We start from the raw sequence: 18,199 nt of genomic DNA on the forward strand, positions 1-18,199 counted from the left end.
AAGGCTCCTGCACCCAGCGGCTAAGTGCGTGCGTGCCCGGCCGCGCCTCCTCCAGGGAGGCGCGGTCCGGGCCGCCGCGCCGTTCGGCGGTCCTCGCGGAGCTCTCACCGACGACCGGTCTCACCGAACTCTCGGCAGCGACCTCCGCGGGTGTCTCCCTGGTCGCCGCCGGCGGATACGGCCGCGGTGAACTCTCCCGCGCAGCGACCTCGACCTGCTCCTGCTGCACGACGGCAGCGCGGACCACGGCGAGGTCGCCGCGCTCGCCGACCGCATCTGGTACCCCGTCTGGGATCTGGGCCTCGCCCTCGACCACTCCGCTGCGCGACCCCGGCGGAGGCGCGCAAGACCGCGGGCGACGACCTCAGGTAGCAGCTCGGCCTGCTCGACGCCCGGCACGTCGCCGGTGACCTCGTGACCTGACCGCGGGCCTGCGCACCGCCGTCCTCGCGGACTGGCGCAACCAGGCGCCCAAGCGCCTGCCGGAACTGCGCGAGCTGTGCGAGGAGCGCGCCGAGCGCCAGGGCGAACTGCAGTATCTGCTCGAACCCGATCTGAAGCGAGGCGCGGGGCGGCCTCCGACGTGACCGCGCTGCGGGCCGTCGCCGCCTCGTGGCTGGCGGACGCGCCGCGCGCGAGGGCCTGGCCGACGCCCGGCGCCGGCTGCTCGACGTGCGCGACGCGCTGCATCTGACCACCGGCCGGGCCACCGACCGGCTCGCCCTCCAGGAACAGGACCAGGTCGCCGCCGAACTCGGCTCTGCTGGACGCCGACACCCTGCTGCGCCAGGTCTACGAGGCCGCGCGCACCGTCTCCTACGCCAGCGACGTGACCTGGCGGGAGGTGGGCCGCGTCCTCAAGTCCCGTGCCGTGCGGCCCCGGCTGCGCGCCATGCTCGGCGGCGGCAGCCGGTCGGCGCCGGTCGAGCGGTCCCCTGCTCGCCGAGGGCGTCGTCGAGATGGACGGCGAGGTGGTGCTGGCCCGCGCCGCCAAGCCCGACCGGGACCCGTGCTCCCGCTGCGGGCCGCCGCCGCTGCCGCACAGGCCGGTCTGCCGCTGTCCCTGCACGCGGTGCGGCGGATGGCCGCGGCCGCCCGCCCGCTGCCCACCCCCTGGCCCGCCGAGGCCCTGCGAGCAGCTGGTGACGCCGCTCGGCGCCGGTCGGCCCACCGTCGAGGTGTGGGAGGCACTGGAGGCGGAGGGCCTGATCACCCGGCTGCTGCCGGACTGGGAGCGGTCCGCTGCCGGCAGCGCAACGCCGTGCACACCTGGACCGTCGACCGGCACCTCGTCGAGACCGCCGTCCGCGCCGCCGAACTGACCCGGCGCGTCGGCCGCCCCGACCTGCTCCTGGTCGCGGCCCTGCTGCACGACATCGGGAAGGGCTGGCCGACCACTCGGTCGCGGGCGAGATCATCGCCCGGGACGTCGCCGCGCGGATCGGCTTCGACCGGACCGACGTCGCCGTCCTCGCCTCGCTCGTCCGGCATCACCTGCCGCTCATCGAGACCGCCACCCGGCGCGACCTGGAGGACCCGGCGACCGTGCGCTCCGTCGCCGACGCGGTCGGCTCCGCCGGGACGCTGGAACTCCTGCACGCCCTCACCGAGGCGGACGCGCTGGCCACCGGCCCCGCTGCCTGGTCGTCGTGGCAGCGCGCTCGCTCGTCGCCGATCTGGTCAAGCGGGTCTCGGCGGTCCTCGCCGGGGACGAGCCCGTCGACCCGACGACATCGACCCGACCGCCGAGCAGGAGCGGCTCGCCGTCGAGGCGTTCCGCACCGGGGGGCCCGTGCTCGCGCTGCGGGCGCAGACGGAACCGGTCGCCACGGACGGCGGGAGAGGGGACGCCGCCACGGAACCGGAGCCGCTCGAGCGTCGAACTGCTGATCGCCGTGCCGGACCAGCCCGGGGTGCTGCCGGCCGTCTCCGGTGTCTCGCGATGCACCGGCTCACCGTGCGCACCGCGGAGTTGCGGGCGCTGTCCCTGCCGACGGAATGGGGCGGGGGAGCGACGGAACCCGACGGCAGGGCGGAAGCGGCTCCGTGCTCCTGCTGGACTGGCGGGTCGCCGCCGAGTACGGCTCCCTTCCGCGAGCGCGCGCGGCTGCGCGCCGACCTCGTGCGCGCCCTCGACGGCTCCCTCGACATCGTCGCCCGGCTCGCCGAGCGGGACGCCGCCTACCCGCGGCGGCGCGGCGTGGTGGCGCCGCCGCCCCGGGCGACGGTGGCGTCGGCGGGCTCCCGGCTCGCGACCGTCATCGAGGTGCGGGCCCAGGACGCGCCGGGACTGCTGCACCGCATCGGGCGGGCCCTGGAGCTCTCCGACGTGCGGGTGCGGTCGGCGCACGTCTCCATCGCTGCGGTCTCAACGCCGTCGACGCCTTCTACGTGACCGGTCCCGAAGGGGCTCCGCTGCCGTCGGAGGAGGCCGTGTCGGTGGCCAGGGCACTGGAGGGCGCACTGCGTGGATAGGCGGGTCGGCGGTCGGGGACGACCGGGCCGCTGACCCAACCCGCTCGTCCGGATACCCTGGAGGGCGACCGTCCCAATGCCACCCGACCCGAGGATTCGCTGACCGCCGTGTTCGACACTCTCCGATCGCCTCGCAGCGACATTCAAGAACCTCCGCGGCAAGGGTCGCCTCAGCGAGGCGGACATCGACGCCACGGCGCGCGAGATCCGCATCGCCTTGCTGGAGCCGACGTCGCGCTGCCCGTCGTCCGTGCCTTCATCAAGCAGGTCAAGGAGCGCGCGGCCGGTGCCGAGGTCTCCCAGGCGCTGAACCCCGCCCAGCAGGTCATCAAGATCGTCAACGAGGAGCTCATCGGCATCCTCGGTGGCGAGACCCGCCGGCTGCGCTTCGCCAAGACCGGCCCGACCGTGATCATGCTCGCGGGTCTGCAGGGTGCCGGTAAGACGACCCTCGCGGGCAAGCTGGGCCACGTGGCTCAAGGGCCAGGGGCACTCGCCGCTGCTCGTCGCCTGTGACCTCCAGCGCAACGCCGTCAACCAGCTGCCGGTCGTCGCCGAGCGCGCCGGCGTCGGCATCTACGCCCCGCAGCCGGGCAACGGGGTGGGTGACCCGGTCGAGGTCGCCAAGGACTCCATCGAGTACGCGAAGTCCAAGGTCTACGACGTCGTCATCGTCGACACCGCCGGTCGCCTCGGCATCGACCAGGAGCTGATGCAGCAGGCCGCGGACATCCGCGACGCCGTCAGCCCCTGACGAGGTCCTCTTCGTCGTCGACGCCATGATCGGTCAGGACGCGCGTCAACACGGCCGAGGCCTTCCGCGACGGCGTCGGCTTCGACGGCGTGGTGCTCTCCAAGCTCGACGGTGACGCCCGTGGTGGTGCCGCCCTGTCGATCGCGCACGTCACCGGCCGCCAGATCATGTTCGCCTCGAACGGCGAGAAGCTGGACGACTTCGACGCGTTCCACCGCGACCGCATGGCGTCCCGCATCCTCGGCATGGGCGACATGCTCGCGCTGATCGAGAAGGCCGAGCAGACCTTCTCGCAGCAAGAGGCCGAGAAGATGGCCGAGAAGCTGGCCTCCAAGAGGGCCAGGACTTCACGCTCGACGACTTCCTGGCGCAGATGGAGCAGGTCAGGAAGATGGGCTCCACTCTCCAAGCTGCTCGGCATGCTGCCGGAATGGGCCAGATCAAGGACCAGATCAACAGCCTCGACGAGCGCGACGTCGACCGCACCGCCGCCATCATCAAGTCGATGACCCCGGCCGAGCGCGCCGACGCCACGATCATCAACGGCTCGCGCCGTGCCCGTATCGCCAAGGGCTCCGGTGTCGAGTCAGCGCCGTCAAGAACCTGGTCGAGCGGTTCTTCGAGGCCCGCAAGATGATGCGTCCCGCATGGCGCAGGGCGGCGGCATGCCGATGCCCGATGCCGGGCATGGGCGGCGGTCCGGGCCGGCAGGAGAAGCAGCCGAAGAAGGCCAAGGGCAAGCAGCGCTCCGGCAACCCGATGAAGCGCAAGCAGCAGAGGAGCAGGAGGAGGCCGCTCCGCCGCGAGGCCGCAGGCCAGGCGAGGCGGCGCCCTCGGGCTGCCGGGCGCCGGACAGGACGCCAAGGACTTCGAACTCCCCGACGAGTTCAAGAAGTTCATGGGCTGATTCGGTCGGGCCGGCGGGAAGCGCCGGCCGGGCTGCTGCCATGGGTCGATGACCTTTCCGTACGCGGAGGGACGAGGGCGCTCGCCGCGTGCGGGCGCCCCTCACCTCTGTACGGAGGCGGTCAGGCGGCCCGCGCCGCGGCTTCGCGTATCTCCGTGCCGGCCGCGAGGCCCTTCGGGTCGAGGCCGAGCGCCGCCGCCGCGGTGGCACCCACGTCGGCGAGGCTCGCCGCGTCGGGCAGCAGCTCCACGCCCGGCGCCCCGGGACGGTGGATCAGTACCGGCACGAACTCCCGCGTGTGGTACGCGTGCCCGATCGTCGGATCGTTGCCGTGGTCGCCCGTGACGATCAGCCGGTCGCCGGGCTCGGACAGCAGGGACACCAGCGCCGCGAGGCCCGCGTCGACCTGCTCCAGGATCCGTCCGTACCGCTCGACGTCCTGCTGGTGCCCGGCCAGCATCGCTCTCCTGCACGCTCGCCACGACCAGCGCGTCTCCGTCGGCCCGCACCGCCTCCAGGGTGTGGGCCAGCACCTCCGCCGTGTGTCCACCGCCGGACGCCGCACCGCCGCCTCTTGCAGGCCAGGATGTCCGCCACCACCGCCTTAAGCCGACGGGCGTCACCGGGATGCGCGCAGCGCGCGCGCCAGGTCCGGGAGCCGCCGCGTGGTCCAACTCGGCGCCCAGGTGCTGCACTTGCAGCCCGCCGTTGCGGTAGAAGCCGGTCGCCACCGGCGTGTCCAGGCCGACCGTGCCGCCGTCGCCCGCCCGCACAGAAGTCGCCGAGCGGCCCGTCGGCACGACCGCCACCGCGATGACCCGCGACCGGCGCGACGGCCCGGACCGTACGGGCCACGCCGAGGATGCCGTCAGAAGCCGATAGTCGTCCAGCCGGCCCGACGCGTTCCAGTTGATGCCCGTCCGCCTCCGGGTTGTCGTGCACGGCACGGCCCCGTCGACCAGCAGCAACGGCTTGCCGTCGAGGAGCTCGACCCGGTGCGGTCCGTCAGGGCCCGCGTCACCTGCTCCAGGTGCTCGGCGAGCCGGGCCACCGTCACCCTGCTGAAGTCCGCGCCTTGGCATCATCGTCTGGTGCCCGGCGGGCGTGTCTCGCGGATATCCGAGCGCTGGTCGCCCTGCCCGCGGCGACCGGCGGCAGATGCGTGCGCCGGGCCAGGTCGTGCGCAGGTGCGCAGGCCGAGGCCGGGCGCGCCGAGCACCGGAAGCCGCAGCGGTCTGCCGAACGCCTCCGCGCACCGGTCCAGCACGCTGCCCGCAGGTGTCCGCCGCCACGTCGCCCGGGCGCAGCGCCGGCGTCCGAAGCATCGCGCCGACACCGAATCCGTCCACCACCACGATCACGGTCTTGCTCTGCATGAGGCGGCTCTTTCCTGTGCGCCGAACAGCCCGACGAGCCGTGGCGCCCCGCGGAGAGTCTTCCGCCACACCGCGACCGTCGAGCGCGTCGCGAAGATCTCGTGTACGGAACGCGCAGCAGCGCGGTGTCGCCCCATACGCGGACGTCCGCGTGGGGTGCGGGGCGTCGAGCAGCCGGTAGTAGTCGATGTCTCCGGCGGCGCGTCCTGCACCGGCAGGCGCAGACCGGTGCGGGGAGCAGCGCGCCTTGCCTTGATGTTCGAGCGGGGATAGAAGCCGCCTCCGTGGACCGCGGGCCGGCCGTCCGCGAGGTGTGCGCGACCTCGGTGACGGCCACGTACGCGGAGCTTCTCGGGCCGGCGTGAGGTCGCGGGCGTGCGCAGAGTGGTGCCGGTCAGCGAGTGGCCGGGCTCACCGCGGGTGGCGCCGAGCTCGGCGAGCAGCGCGAGAGCGTGGCCATGGACGCGCGCTGGCGCTGAGCTTGAGGCCGTGGTGCCCGCGGGCGGCCGGTGTCTGGCGGGCCTTGAGGGCGAGTTCGAAGTTCGTGGGGCCGGGGCGCCCGTGGCCGGATCGCACGGTACGCACGGGAACGCGTGTATCGCCCGCGATCCGCATCGCCGGGCAGCCGCTCCAGCGCCGCGGCGAACTCTGTCGATCCCGGCGAGCGGGACCCGCCCTCCTGCGGGTGCACAGGACCCTCGGCGCTCTCCAGGCGGATCAACACGTCCTGCACGAGCAGCCAGCCGCCGCGTGTCGGACACCGCCCTGGCGTTCGCCAGGTCGTGGACCGTCACCGTCCGGGACGCCAGGCCAGCATCTCCGGCAGGTCGCGGCGCGGATCTGCACGAGGTGTCCGAGACTCCCGGCCCGGGCGCCGGTGGCGTGCAGGGTGCGGGCCTCGGGCGGAGTCGATGGCGGCGTACTGCGGATGCGCCGGGCGATGGCCCGATCAGCTCGGGTTGCGGCCGAGCTGCTTGACGACGAACCAGAGGGTGAGACCGAGCCGCTCGGCCTCGGCGGCGGGCAGCCGCGCGTTCCCTCGATCGCGTCGAGGTCCATCACGCCAGGTGTCGGGCGGGATCGCACCGCGCCGGTGGAGGAGGTCGGCCGCGGCGTCGACCAGCTCGTTGCGGGTGAGCGAGGCTGTCGAGGAACACGGTCGGTCAGTCCTTGCTGAGTTCGTGGAGCGAGCGGCGCAGGATGTCGACGACCAGGTCGGCGCCCGCGCGCATCGGAGTTGGTCCGCACCGTCAGTCGGCGAGCTCCGCGTCGTCGAGGGCCGAGCTGGACATGCGCGGTAGAAGAGCGGCGCGATCTCGTACCGGGATTGGAGCCCACCGGATGCGGCGCCGCCCGCAGACCGCGCCGCCACCGCCCACGGCTGGTTCCCGGGCGACGGGCCGGTCGAGCCGGACCAGCGGGCAGCGGTCCTGGGCATTGGCGATCCGGACCTCGGCGACGCCGGCACCTCGCCCGCCGCGAGCCAGCTCGGCCACCTCGGCCCCGACCCATGACTGCAGCGCCCACATCCTGCCGGCACGTGGGTGAGCGCGCAGCGCGTCAGCGCCTGAGTGGCCCTGGACCTGGCCGCGAGTAGTTGTCCCGGCGCACGTGCTCGACCAGGTCCCGGGCGCCGACGACGGTCGCCGACCTTCCGGTCCGTGCGAGCTTGAGCTAGGGCAGGAGCTTAGGAGGCGTCGGCGCCCAGCTCGACACCTGAGGCCGGAACCCGCATCACGGCGTAGTTGTCGTCGACGATGGTGCGCACCCCCGCCGCCCGGCACGCCGCGAGGACCTCGCCCGGGTCGTACGCGTCACCGAGGCGCTGTCTGGTGTGCTGCACGTACGCCCACCGGAAGCGGCCGGAGGCAGGGTGCCTTGCGCAGCGCCCCCATGTCGTTGAAGTCGACTTCCTCGGTGCGGACCCCGATGCCGCGCAGGGTGACCTCGGTGGTGCGGTAGACGGGCGCGCGGTGGATGAGCAGTCGCCCGCGCTCACCGCCCCGTTCAACGCGGCCCTGATCGCGCCCGTGCCCGCGCCCTGGACGAACGCGGCGTCCTCGGCACCGAAGAAGTCGGCGAGCACGGCCTCCACCTGGGCCGTGGTCCGCGGCCGGCCGAGTCCGGGCACGACGCCCGCGTCCGCGGTGAACAGCTCCGTGCCCTCGAAGTGCGCGGCCGTGCACTCCAGGAGCCGGAACTGGCGGGCGCGGCGTCCTCGACGGCGACGGTCGCCAGCGGATGATGATGGCAGGCAGCGAAGGGTCTTCTCGGCTGTCATGTCGGCTGTCGTGGTCAGATCTCCTCCACGCTCGCGCCGGTCAGGAAGCGCAGCGGATTGCGCCGCGTCATCAGGTCGATCAGGTCCTCGTCCACCCCGGCCGCCCGCAGTCGCGGCAGGAAGGAGCGGAACAGATGCCCGTACCCCTGGCCGCCCTCCGCCTCCAGGTACCCGTGCCGGGAGATGTCGCAGCTGAGCAGGGCCCGGTCGGCGTGCCCGGCCTCGATCAGACCGAGCAGCAGCCGCAGCCGCGTGTCGTCGCTCTGGTAGCTCTCCTTGCCGACCGTGTCGAACGCGACGTACGCACCGCTCGCCGCCAGCTCCTTGTGCACGCCGGATCATCGAGAGGTCCTGGTGGCCGATGGAGACGCGGTGCGGGGGCAGGCCCTCGGCGGTGAGCAGTTCCAGCTGGGCGAGGCCGCCGCGCCGCAGAGCTGGGCGTGGGTGGCGACGGACGGCCCGGTGGCGTCCGCGGCCCGCGCCGCGGCGCGCAGGGAAGCGGGTCTCGGCTCGCTCGGCCGGTCGCCGTGACTGCCGACCTCGCCGAGGACGCCGGGCCGGATCCCCGTGCCGTCGAGGCCGCTCTCGATCTCGCGCACGAGGACGTCGGTGAGCCGCTCGACGCTCGCGTCCGCCAACTCCGGTGCGTGGAAAGGCTCGTAGTACCAGCCGGTGGCCGCGACGACCGCGACCCGGAGTCCCGCGCGATCGCGGCGAGCGCGCGCTCGGGTCGCGGCCATGCCGCGGCAGGTCAGTTCTATGACGAGGGAGAGTCCGAACTCCTCGTGCAGAGCGGCCAGTTCGGTGGTGACCGCCGGGCCGTGCCGCTGCGCGTCGAGGACGGCTGCCCGCCGTCGCCCTTGAGGTCCAGGTCCAGGACGAGGTGCTCATGGGCGAGGGCGGGGCCGCGGACGGCTTCGTGGGAAAGAGGGCCCGTGACGGTGTGGAGGGTGGTGGTGTGCATGGTGGGGGGTGTCCTCTCCGGTGAGTACTGGCCCGGCGGGCGGGCCGTGTCGCGCGGCCTCTTTCGCCTGCCGCTCACTCCCTCAACGGTTCGCGTTCCGCACGAGTTCCACGGAGCGTGACGAATCTTGGGGAAACTTTCACGCAGCGTTACGAGATCGTCGAAAGAGGTGGTTGCCGACGTCGCCGATGCCGGTCCGGCTCAGGCCTTGATCGGGGTGAACAGGTCGAGCCAGTACAGGACGTTGAGCAGGATGCCGCCGACGATCACCGCGGCGGGCGCCGCCGCCATCCGCACGACCGGGCGGCCCATCGCCTCGTTGAGCAGGTACAGCCCGCCCACGATCAGGATGCCGAGGCCCGCGCCCATCGCGTTCGCCGCCATCAGCGAACCAGAACAGGATGGCCAGTTGCAGGGTGTCGGTGATCGCGCTGCGCAGGTGCTCCGAGGAGTCCCGCACGCTCGGCAGCTTGCCGAGGAACTTGCCGATGTACGACAGGGCGAGCACCTCGACCGCGAAGACCAGGGCGCCGACGACGGCCGCGAGGAACGGGTTCGGCATCAGATAGCCGATGGGTGTACACGAGCGTGAAGCCCGCGATGCCGTACGCGCCGGAGGCCGGGGCCGTCGTCGCGATCAGCGGGATGAAGCCGAAGACGCGGTAGAAGTCGACCTGCGCGGCCTCCCCGTACTGCCCCTTGGCGATCAGGAAGCTGGTGGCCTCGCCACCGCCGAATATGTGCATCTGCGCCAGGACGCAGACGCCGGCGCCGAGCACCATGAACAGCGGCAGGTACTTGCGGAGCCGGGCCGCGCTCGCGCTGAACAGGGACGCCATGGGGTCGTCGGCGAGGGCGATCTCCTCGACCCCGTTCGCCCGGTCCGTCTTGCGCTGCCTGAGGTCCTTGGCGACCGCCAGAGCGATCAGCATCAGGACACCGACCGCCATGGCGATGGCTCCCGCGAAGACCTTCGGCCACAGCTTCATCGTCATGACGACCAGGGCCAGTTCGGCCACGCCCGCGATCGCGCCCCACTTGCGTCCGAACTGCTTGGTGATGGCGAGCACCGGGAACAGCGTGAACAGGAACAGGATCGGCGTCGACATCTGCTGCATCGCCGTCAGGAAGTCGACGGGCAGGTCGTGCGCCAGGTTGTTGGCGCCGTTCAGACCGAAGACGACGACCGCGCCCCGAGGCGCCGCCCAGGATCGGCGCGAGCCACTTCTTGGGCGCCAGGATTCCGAGGATGTCGGTGGGCAGGAAGACCAGCCACGGGCTGAGGACGCCCGTGGACAGGGCCATCGGCGCGCCCAGGCCGAAGATGAAGCCGGCGGACAGGCCGAAGGAGCACCGCCGTGGTGGCGCTGCGGGTGGTGCGTCCCTGGATGAAGTCGAGCATGAAGGGGCGCACGCCGTCGTTGAAGACGGCCAGGGCCATGTGCGAGATGAAGGCGGTCAGCGCGCACAGGGCGATCACGGTGAGCTGCTGGGCCAGCGTGAAGTCGAGGTTCGCGCCGGCGGCGAGGACGGTACCGGGGAGGAGTTCATGGCATGTCCCTGCGTGCTCAGGCGCGGGTGGCGATCGCGCGGGCGATCAGCGGCGCGATCCGGTCGATCTGGTCCATGGAGAAGCCGAACACCTTCTTGCCGTCCGCCAGCAGGGTGCCGACCTCTCCTCCTCGGTGGGCACGCCGCGCCCGAAGGTGTGGCAGGCGGCCTGCCCCATCAGGCCGACCAGGACGCCGAGCGATGCCCCGGCCCCGGTGTGGCAGGTGCCCAGGAAGTAGTCGGCCTGGCCCGCGCGCAGCTTCATGGCGGCATCCATGTCGCTGGAGACGGTGACCTCGACGCCGTCGAGCCCCAACTCCTTGATCGTGTTCGCCACTTCTGACCTTGCCGACGCCGCCGGTGAGGATCTTCGTCATGACGGGTTCCTTCTTTCCGTAGTCCCTGCGGACTTCAGTGGGTGGGCTGCTGCGCCAGTACGGCGAGGTGCATGGCCAGGAAGTTGATCTCGGACTCGGGCAGGGTCGCGCCGAGTTCGGCGTGGGCCCGGCGGGACACGCGGCGGGCGCGCTCCACGGCCGCCGGATGGTCGGCCAGCTCGGCGGCGACCTGCTCGTCCGTGAGGAACTGCTCGATCAGGGGCGCCGTCCAGGAGCCGGGTGAGCGCCATCATCAGATGGCTGGTGAGCATCCGGCGCTCTCCTCGGTGACGATGCGGCCCTCGTCCTCCAGAGCGGTCAGCTCGGCGAGTACACGAAGTCGGCGACCTCGGGCCTGACCTGGCCTCCTTCGAGGAACAGCCGGATGCGGAGGGCTAGTTGGTCGTCCATGGGACCTCCCAATCGAGACAGTAACCGGGATTCTGGATTTTGAGGGGGGCCGAAGGTCCCGAGAGGGGATCACGACAGCCCGTCGTCCGTGCGGGTCGTCAGTACGAGGGGATGCGATCGCCTCGCAGCACTTCGGCCTGCAACTGCGCCACCTGGGACAGATCGAGGGCGTCCTGCACCGCGGACAGCGCCTTGGCGCCCTCGGTCCTGCCGATGATCGCCGCGCTGGAGTTGCGCAGCGCCAGATCGCGGGTGACCTCGTCGCCCAGGGGCAGCACGTCCACCTCCATGCCGAGCCGTCCCTGCACCTCGTCGAGGTTCCAGACGGTGGCGTCGGCCTTGTTCTGTGCGAACAGGTCGCGCAGCTGCATGTACGACGACTCGACCCACTGGATGTCCGAGCGCCCCGAGAGGCGCGCTCCGCCAGCATCCGCTGGTCCTCCGACGCGTGGTCGACGGCGACCCGCAGTCCAGGGGCGTCCAGTGAGGCGCCATCGCGCACGAGGAAGCCGTGCGCGCCTACATAGGTGGCCGGTCCCAGGTCGGCGACGAGCGCCAACTGGTCTCTGTGCTGCTCGACCAGTCCGTCGGCCGCGAGGCGCGACAGTACGACCAGGTCGACCTTGCCTTCAGGAGGGCCGCGGTTCGGGCGCCCGCACCGCGCATGAAGGTGATGGCAAAGGCGTACCGGCCTCTTCGAAGGCTGCGCGCAGGCCCGTGGCCAGGCCCTCGTAGCGCCGGGAGTAGGGGAGGGCATCGCCGCCAGCAGAGTGCCGAGCCCCGAGAGGCGCCACAGTATGGCGCGGTCCGAGGCGACCAGGAAGGTGCCCAGGTGTCCACGGAGCGGCGGTCTCGATGGCGCCCGCCTCCTCCAGGAGGCGGAGAGCGGCCGCACGGTTCCGTTCCCGCAGCCGAGCTCCTCGGCGAAGTCCCGTACGCGGGGCAGGCGGGTGTCCGGCTTCGTGGCCCATGAGGAGGACCGCGAGCCGGCGGGCCGCGAGGCCGTTGCGCGTGAGGAGCGATCGTCGAAACCGTTCACGATTCAGACAGTAACCAGGATTCTGGATACTGGCAAGGGTCCGGGATCTGTGCGTGGTCATGGGCCCAGGCTCGTGGGCCCGAGACCGGAGCTCGGCAGAGGGCAGGCGGCAGGAGGAGAGACAGGCGTGGCGAATCCGTACCCCCGCGCGACCGCACCGATCAGCCCTGGCGCTCCGAGGGTGCGCCGCCCCCGCCGCCTCCGCAGTCGCCCAAGCGCAAGATGCCCGGCGGCTGGGGCGAGCCTCATCCTGACGGCCCTGATCGTCTACCTGATCGCCAACCTGGTCCTGTCGTTCTTCAACGAGGGCGACGAGCCGACGATCTCGTACACCGAGTTCAGCAAACAGGTCGCCAACGACAACGTCACCAAGATCTACGCCAAGGGCGACGCGATCCAGGGCCAGCTCAAGCAGCTGAGCAGCCCACCCCGGACGACAGCGGCAGCAAGGCCGACAACTACACGAAGTTCACGACGCAGCGCCCGTCCTTCGCCGACGACGACCTCTGGGCGAACCTGGAGAAGCACGACGTCACCGTGACGGCCGAACCGGTCGTCCAGGAGCGCAGCTTCCTGTCCAACCTCCTCATCTCGCTCGCCCCGATGCTGCTCCTCGTCGTCCTGTGGATCTTCATCGCGCGCCGCATGAGCCAGGGCATGGGCGGCGCCGGCGACGCATGCTCGGCCGCAAACAGCCGCCCAAGCCCGTCGAACTGGAACCCGGCAAGAAGCGCACCACGTTCGACGACGTCGCCGGCATCGACGAGGTCGAGGGCGAGCTCAACGACGTCGTCGACTTCCTCAAGAACCCCGACGCCTACCGCAAGATGGGCGCCAAGATGCCGCGCGGCGTGCTCCTCGCGGGCCCGCCCGGCACCGGCAAGACGCTGCTCGCGCGCTAGCGGTGGCCGGCGAGGCCGGAGTGCCGTTCTTCTCGGCCTCCGCCTCGGAGTTCATCGAGATGATCGTCGGCGTCGGCGCCTCCCGCGTACGGGAGTTGTTCGCGGAGGCCCGCAAGGTCGCCGTCGATCATCTTCATCGACGAGATCGACACCATCGGCCGCGCGCGTGGCGGCGGCAGCGGCATGGGCGGCCACGACGAGCGCGAGCAGACCCTGAACCAGATCCTCACGGAGATGGACGGCTTCACCGGCTCCGAGGGCGTCATCGTCATCGCCGCCACCAACCGCGCCGACGTCCTCGACCCGGCCCTCACCCGCCCCGGCCGCTTCGACCGCATCGTCAGCGTCTCCCCGCCCGACCGCGGCGGCCGCGAGAGCCATCCTCAAGATCCACGCCCGCCAGATCCCGCTCGCCCCCGACGTCGACCTCGCCCAAGTCGCCCGCACGACCCCGGGCATGACCGGCGCAGAACTCGCCAACCTCACCAACGAGGCAGCGCTCCTGGCCGTCAAGCGCAAGCAGAAGGAAGTCACGCAGACCGACCTGTCCGAAGCGCTGGAGAAGGTCAGCTGGGCGCGAGCGGCCCCTGATGATGCCCGACGAGGAGCGCCGCCGCACCACGCGCTCCTACCACGAGAGCGGCCACGCCCTCCTGGGCATGCTCCAGCCCGGCGCCGACGTCCGCAAGATCACCATCGTGCCGCGCGGCAGGGCGCTCGGCGTGACCCTGTCCACCCCGGACTCCGACAAGTACGCGTACACGGAGGAGTACCTGCGTGAGACGCATCATCGGCGCGCTGGGCGGCATGGCGGCCGAACAGGTCGTCTACGGAGTCATCACCACCGGTGCCGAGAACGACCTCGAACAGGTCACCAACATCGCCCGCGGCATGGTCGCCCGCTGGGGCATGAGCGAGAAGGTCGGCCGTCTGTCGGCCCTCCCGAACGATGCGCAGCAGGCCTACGGTCTCGCCGCCGCGCCCGACACCCTCGACACGATCGACGGAGAAATGCGCCGCATCGTGGACGAGTGCTACGAGAGAGAGCGTGCCACAAGCTGCGCGACCACCGCGACCAGCTGGACGCGTTGGCGGCCGCGCTCCTGGAGAACGAGACGCTGGAGGAGGCCGACGCCTACCGGGTCGCCGGCATCACACGCCTCACCAAGGACTGAACCGGATCCGTCCTCCTGCCTCCTGCGACGCCGTGGTCGTACGCACTGTCAGGTCGTACGCGCGATCAGGTACCGGAAGACGTTCGGCATCCAGACGGTGCCGTCGGCCCGCACGTACGGCTGCAGCGCCTCCGTCACCTCCTTGTCCACCTGCGTCTGGTCCGTCGCCCGACCGCTACGCGTCGAACAACCGCGTCGACGGCAGGCCGCGCACCGCACTCTCCGTGTCCGCGTACCCGAAGGGCGGGCACGCCACCCGCCCGATCCGTCGGGCCGCAGCCCCGCCCGCTGGGCGACCTCCTCCAGGTCGTCACGCCGGAGAGCCGGCCGCCAACTCCCCGCACTACGAAGGGGGTCGGCGAGCTTCTGGCCACCCGTAGACGGACGAAGCCGTGCAGCGCTCCGGAGGGCCCCATCCGACCAGCACCACGGAGGCGTTCCGCTCGGCCAGCGGAGCGGCGCTCTCCAGGAGCGTGGAGAGCCGCTCGAGAGTCCCCCGCCGTGCAGCCGATCGGCTGGAAGGCGGTGATCAGGGTGCACGGGGCGTCGTCCGGCGCGGCGACGACCGCGTCGTCCCGGCCGTCCGTGAGACGGGTGTCCGTGCTCTCCTGCTCGCTCCACGCCTCGGGCAGCAGCCGCTCCCTGGCGAGCGCTGAGCCGCTCCGGCTCCGCGGCCTCGACGCCGGTCACGGCCGCGCCGCGACGACGCCGCCATGAGAAGGGCGGGACCGGAACCGCAGCCGAGTCCCAGAAGGCGTGTGCCCGGGCCGACCTCAAGCCGCTCGTACACCGCTTCGTAGAGCGGGACCAACATCCGCTCTGGATCTCCGCCCACGTCACGCGCGCGTGCGCACAGGTCCGCGCGCGACACCGGTGCCGCGTGGGGGAGGTGTCGCTGCACGAGCGTAGGTGTCATCGAAAGTGCCCCAATCCACCGAGAGATGCCGAGAGTTGTCGCCGTGGTGTGTTGACCGTGTTCGCGCGCTGCTCGCACTCCCCCGTATGTCAGAGAACTCCGCATCGTCCGTCACGTCTAGGGGGTGTTTGGCAGGCGTGCCGACATTGCGCGTGTACTCCGTCGTGCGCCCCCTGAAGGCCCTTGCCAGTGGCATAGAGGCATACGGGCGAAAAGGATTCCCGTGCCCGCAGTCCGCGCCGTAGCATGCGCGACATGGCCAAAGCACCCGTTCTCACGCCCCAGGCGGAAGACTTTCCGCGCTGGTACCAGGACGCTCATCACCAAGGCCGAGCTGGCCGACAACGGACCGGTGCGCGGCACGATGGTGATCCGACCGCGTACGGCTGCGGCCTGTGGGGGCGGATGCAGCAGGACATGGACGCGCGCATCAAGGAGACGGGCACGCAGAACGCGTACTTCCCGCTCTGATCCCGCAGTCGTACCTCACCAAGGAGGCCGACCACGTCGAGGGCTTCGCGCCGAACTGGCCGTGGTCACCCACGGCGGCGGCAAGGAGCTCGAAGAGCCCGCCGTCGTCCGCCCACCTCCGAGATGATCGTCAACGACTACTTCTCCAAGTGGGTGCAGAGCTGCCGCGACCTGCCCCTGCTCATCAACCAGTGGGCCAACGTGGTCCGTTGGGAGCTGCGGCCCCGGCTGTTCCTGCGGACGACCCGAGTTCCTCTGGCAGGAGGGCCACACGGCGCACGCGACCTACGAGGAGGCGCGCGCACTTCGCGGCGCGCATCCACCGGCACGTACGTACGCGGACTTCATGGAGAACGTGCTCGCCATGGACGTCGTCCTGGGGCGCAAGACCGCCAAGGAGCGCTTCGCGGGCGCCATCAACACCCTCACCCTCGAAGGGATGATGGGCGACGGCAAGGCCTCAGATGGGCACGAGCCACGAACTCGGGCAGAACTTCGCCAAGGCCTTCCACACGCAGTACCTGTCGAAGGAAGGCAAGCAGGAGCTGGTCTGGCAGACCTCCTGGGGATCGACGGCCCGCATGATCGGCGCCCTCGTGATGATGCACGGCGACGACAACGGACTACGGGTGCCGCCGCGCCTCGCCGCCACCCAGGTCGTCGTCCTCGCCATCAAGGGCGACGAGGCCGTCCTCGCCAAGGTGCGCGAGATCGGTGACGCCCTGAAGGCGGCCGGCATCGCGTCCAGGTCGACGACCGCACCGACACCCCCTTCGGGCGCCGGGCCGTCGACTGGGAGCTGAAGGGCGTCCCCGTACGGATCGAGATCGGCCCGCGCGACCTGGAGGGCGGTACGGCGATGCTGGCCCGCCGCATTCCCGGCGGCAAGGAGCCGGTGCCCGTGGACGCCCTGGCCGGACTGCTGCCGGGCATCCTCGAAGAGGACCAGGCGCTGCTCCTGAGCAGTCCCGCGAACGCCGCGTGTCCCGTACGAGCGAGGTCGCCACGCTGGAGGAGGCCGTCGAGGTGACCTCGGCCGGCGGCTGGGCGAGCATTCCGTGGGCCACGCTCGGCGAGGCGGGCGAGGCGCGGCTGGCCGAGCACTCCGTCTCCGTGCGGTGTCTGCTCGCCGCGGACGGGTCGGTGCCGGACGCCGATGACGCACCCGGTAACGTCGCCGTGGTGGCACGCGCGTACTGAGGCCGAAAACAGCTCTTGTTCGAGCGACGCCCCGGCGTGTGGATCGCGTACATCCCGGGGCGTATGTATCACTACGCACCCCTTGGCGTGAGCTGTGCGGCTTCTCCGCAGATCAGCGCACCCGCCCTCGTCGGGACGCATGAGCGGCAACTGACTGGTACGTGCAAAATATTTGGGATGCCCCGGAATAGGAACACAGAGGCACCCCGGCTCGTTGTCACGACGTGAGCACGACACCACCTGTTCTCGCCGCAGAGCTGGCAGGGGCGTGGGCCGACATTCAGCGGCACCACCCCGAACTGCCGGATCTTGCCGCGCCCGAATCTGATCGGGGAGTCGTCGTCCGCCTGCGGACACGGGCTCTCCTCCGAGCGACTCCTCCACGAGGCGGTCCATGGCATCGCCGCAGCGCGCGGAATCCGCGACACCTCGCGCGCCGGCCGCCACCACAGCCGCAGATTCCTGGCCAGCTCGCCGAGGAGCTGGGCCTCGACCACCCCGAGGAGCCGCATCCCAGCGGTGGCTGCTCGCTGGTCACGCTGAACTCGAGGCGAAGCAGCGCTACCGGCAGACGATCGAGCGGCTCCATCGCGCTCAAGGCGCACACCGTGGCGACCGCCGCGGACACCAAGCGCAGCTTCCGCGGACCGGCCGCCCGGCACGGCTCCTCAGGAGGCGGGGTGCGGAGTCAAGGCCGTCTGCGCACTGCGGTCGCAATGTCCGCGTCGTGCCCTCGGTGCTCGCACAGGCCCCCATCGTGTGCGGCGGATGCGGAAAGCCCTTCCGCATCCCGGAGGTCGTCGAGCGCCGCCGCGAGCTGACGCTCGGCCCTGGTGGGGCGGCCGTATGCGGGTTCGGCCGCCGTCGACGTATGGCACAATGGCTAGCTGTACTCGACAGTCGCACAGGACCCCTCTCTCGCGGCTGGCGCGTCCATCGGGCACTCGGGTACCGCAGACCACGCGGCAACTCTCGCCGTGCCCACCCACGTCAAGACCAGGAGACACCACTCGCGCAGTCAAGATCAAGCTGAAGCGTCTGGGCAAGATCCGTTCGCCTCACTACCGCATCGTCGTCGCCGACTCCCGTACCCGCCGTGACGGCCGGGCCATCGAGGAGATCGGTCTGTACCACCCGGTGCAGACCCGTCGCGCATCGAGGTCGGCTCGGAGCGCGCGCAGTACTGGCTGGGTGTCGGCGCGCAGCCGACCGAGCCGGTCATGGCCATCCTGAAGCTCACCGGCGACTGGCAGAAGCACAAGGGCCGCCCGCCCCGGAGCCGCTGAAGGTCGCCGAGCCGAAGAAGGCCCGTCCCTCCTTCTCGAGAGGCGCTTCGGCCACGGCCGACGAGCCCAAGGTGAGGCCATCACCCAGAAGAAGAAGTGCTGAGAGAGAGGACG

General features: G+C 71.4%; 3 protein-coding genes and 13 pseudogenes. 6 read left to right on the plus strand and 10 right to left on the minus strand.

Annotation, left to right across the window (positions count from 1 at the left end):
* Nucleotides 1-32 precede the first annotated feature (32 nt).
* Together RBJ77_RS06485 and ffh are read left to right on the plus strand one after the other, a co-directional pair.
* Nucleotides 33-2,475 (plus strand): annotated as a pseudogene (locus RBJ77_RS06485) ([protein-PII] uridylyltransferase).
* A gap of 106 nt (nucleotides 2,476-2,581) precedes the next feature.
* Nucleotides 2,582-4,136, plus strand: a pseudogene (gene ffh, locus RBJ77_RS06490) (signal recognition particle protein); the annotation flags it as partial.
* 121 nt (nucleotides 4,137-4,257) lie between these two features.
* Here the strand turns inward: ffh and RBJ77_RS06495 are convergent.
* From RBJ77_RS06495 to RBJ77_RS06535, 9 genes and pseudogenes are all read right to left on the minus strand, one after another.
* Nucleotides 4,258-5,512, minus strand: a pseudogene (locus RBJ77_RS06495) (phosphopentomutase).
* A 1,163-nt stretch (nucleotides 5,513-6,675) separates the two neighbouring features.
* Nucleotides 6,676-7,750 (minus strand): annotated as a pseudogene (locus RBJ77_RS06500) (PLP-dependent transferase).
* Between the two features lie 57 nt (nucleotides 7,751-7,807).
* Nucleotides 7,808-8,593, minus strand: a pseudogene (locus RBJ77_RS06505) (phosphotriesterase).
* On the minus strand, nucleotides 8,551-8,757 hold the full coding sequence (locus RBJ77_RS06510; RefSeq protein ID WP_372344074.1) for a hypothetical protein: 207 nt from the start codon (nucleotides 8,755-8,757) through the stop codon (nucleotides 8,551-8,553). Before RBJ77_RS06510 ends, RBJ77_RS06505 begins: the two are co-directional and overlap by 43 nt.
* Before the next feature lie 201 nt (nucleotides 8,758-8,958).
* Nucleotides 8,959-10,198 (minus strand): annotated as a pseudogene (locus RBJ77_RS06515) (YhfT family protein).
* Nucleotides 10,199-10,325: 127 nt separating this feature from the next.
* Nucleotides 10,326-10,685: pseudogene (locus RBJ77_RS06520) on the minus strand (DUF2620 domain-containing protein).
* Nucleotides 10,686-10,719: 34 nt separating this feature from the next.
* Nucleotides 10,720-11,096 (minus strand): annotated as a pseudogene (locus tag RBJ77_RS06525) (PRD domain-containing protein).
* 98 nt (nucleotides 11,097-11,194) lie between these two features.
* Nucleotides 11,195-11,467 (minus strand): YhfZ family protein, encoded by a 273-nt coding sequence (locus RBJ77_RS06530; RefSeq protein WP_372344075.1) that lies wholly within the window; start codon nucleotides 11,465-11,467, stop codon nucleotides 11,195-11,197.
* 92 nt (nucleotides 11,468-11,559) lie between these two features.
* Nucleotides 11,560-11,853: pseudogene (locus RBJ77_RS06535) on the minus strand (hypothetical protein); the annotation flags it as partial.
* 504 nt (nucleotides 11,854-12,357) lie between these two features.
* On the opposite strand from RBJ77_RS06535, the pseudogene ftsH reads away from it, so the two are divergent.
* A pseudogene (ftsH, locus tag RBJ77_RS06540) lies at nucleotides 12,358-14,212 on the plus strand (ATP-dependent zinc metalloprotease FtsH).
* A gap of 48 nt (nucleotides 14,213-14,260) precedes the next feature.
* Here the strand turns inward: ftsH and RBJ77_RS06545 are convergent.
* Nucleotides 14,261-15,128: pseudogene (locus RBJ77_RS06545) on the minus strand (cyclopropane-fatty-acyl-phospholipid synthase family protein).
* Between the two features lie 255 nt (nucleotides 15,129-15,383).
* Between RBJ77_RS06545 and proS the strand changes: the two are divergent.
* The 3 genes and pseudogenes from proS to rpsP all read left to right on the plus strand — a co-directional run bounded on the left by proS (nucleotide 15,384) and on the right by rpsP (nucleotide 18,032).
* Nucleotides 15,384-16,799: pseudogene (proS, locus tag RBJ77_RS06550) on the plus strand (proline--tRNA ligase).
* Nucleotides 16,800-17,023: 224 nt separating this feature from the next.
* Nucleotides 17,024-17,601: pseudogene (locus RBJ77_RS06555) on the plus strand (hypothetical protein); the annotation flags it as partial.
* Nucleotides 17,602-17,678: 77 nt separating this feature from the next.
* Nucleotides 17,679-18,032, plus strand: a complete 354-nt coding sequence (gene rpsP, locus RBJ77_RS06560; protein ID WP_372344076.1) for a 30S ribosomal protein S16 — start codon at nucleotides 17,679-17,681, stop codon at nucleotides 18,030-18,032.
* Nucleotides 18,033-18,199 lie beyond the last annotated feature (167 nt).

The organism is Streptomyces sp. KL116D (genome assembly GCF_030766975.1).
Classification (GTDB): Bacteria; Actinomycetota; Actinomycetes; order Streptomycetales; family Streptomycetaceae; genus Streptomyces; species Streptomyces longispororuber_A.

Bases quoted from the DNA above. Each gene is read 5' to 3' on its own strand.
- RBJ77_RS06510 (WP_372344074.1), bottom strand. From the start codon at position 8,757: ATGCACACCACCACCCTCCACACCGTCACGGGCCCTCTTTCCCACGAA.
- RBJ77_RS06530 (WP_372344075.1), bottom strand. From the start codon at position 11,467: ATGCAGCTGCGCGACCTGTTCGCACAGAACAAGGCCGACGCCACCGTC.
- rpsP (WP_372344076.1), top strand. From the start codon at position 17,679: ATGGCTAGCTGTACTCGACAGTCGCACAGGACCCCTCTCTCGCGGCTG.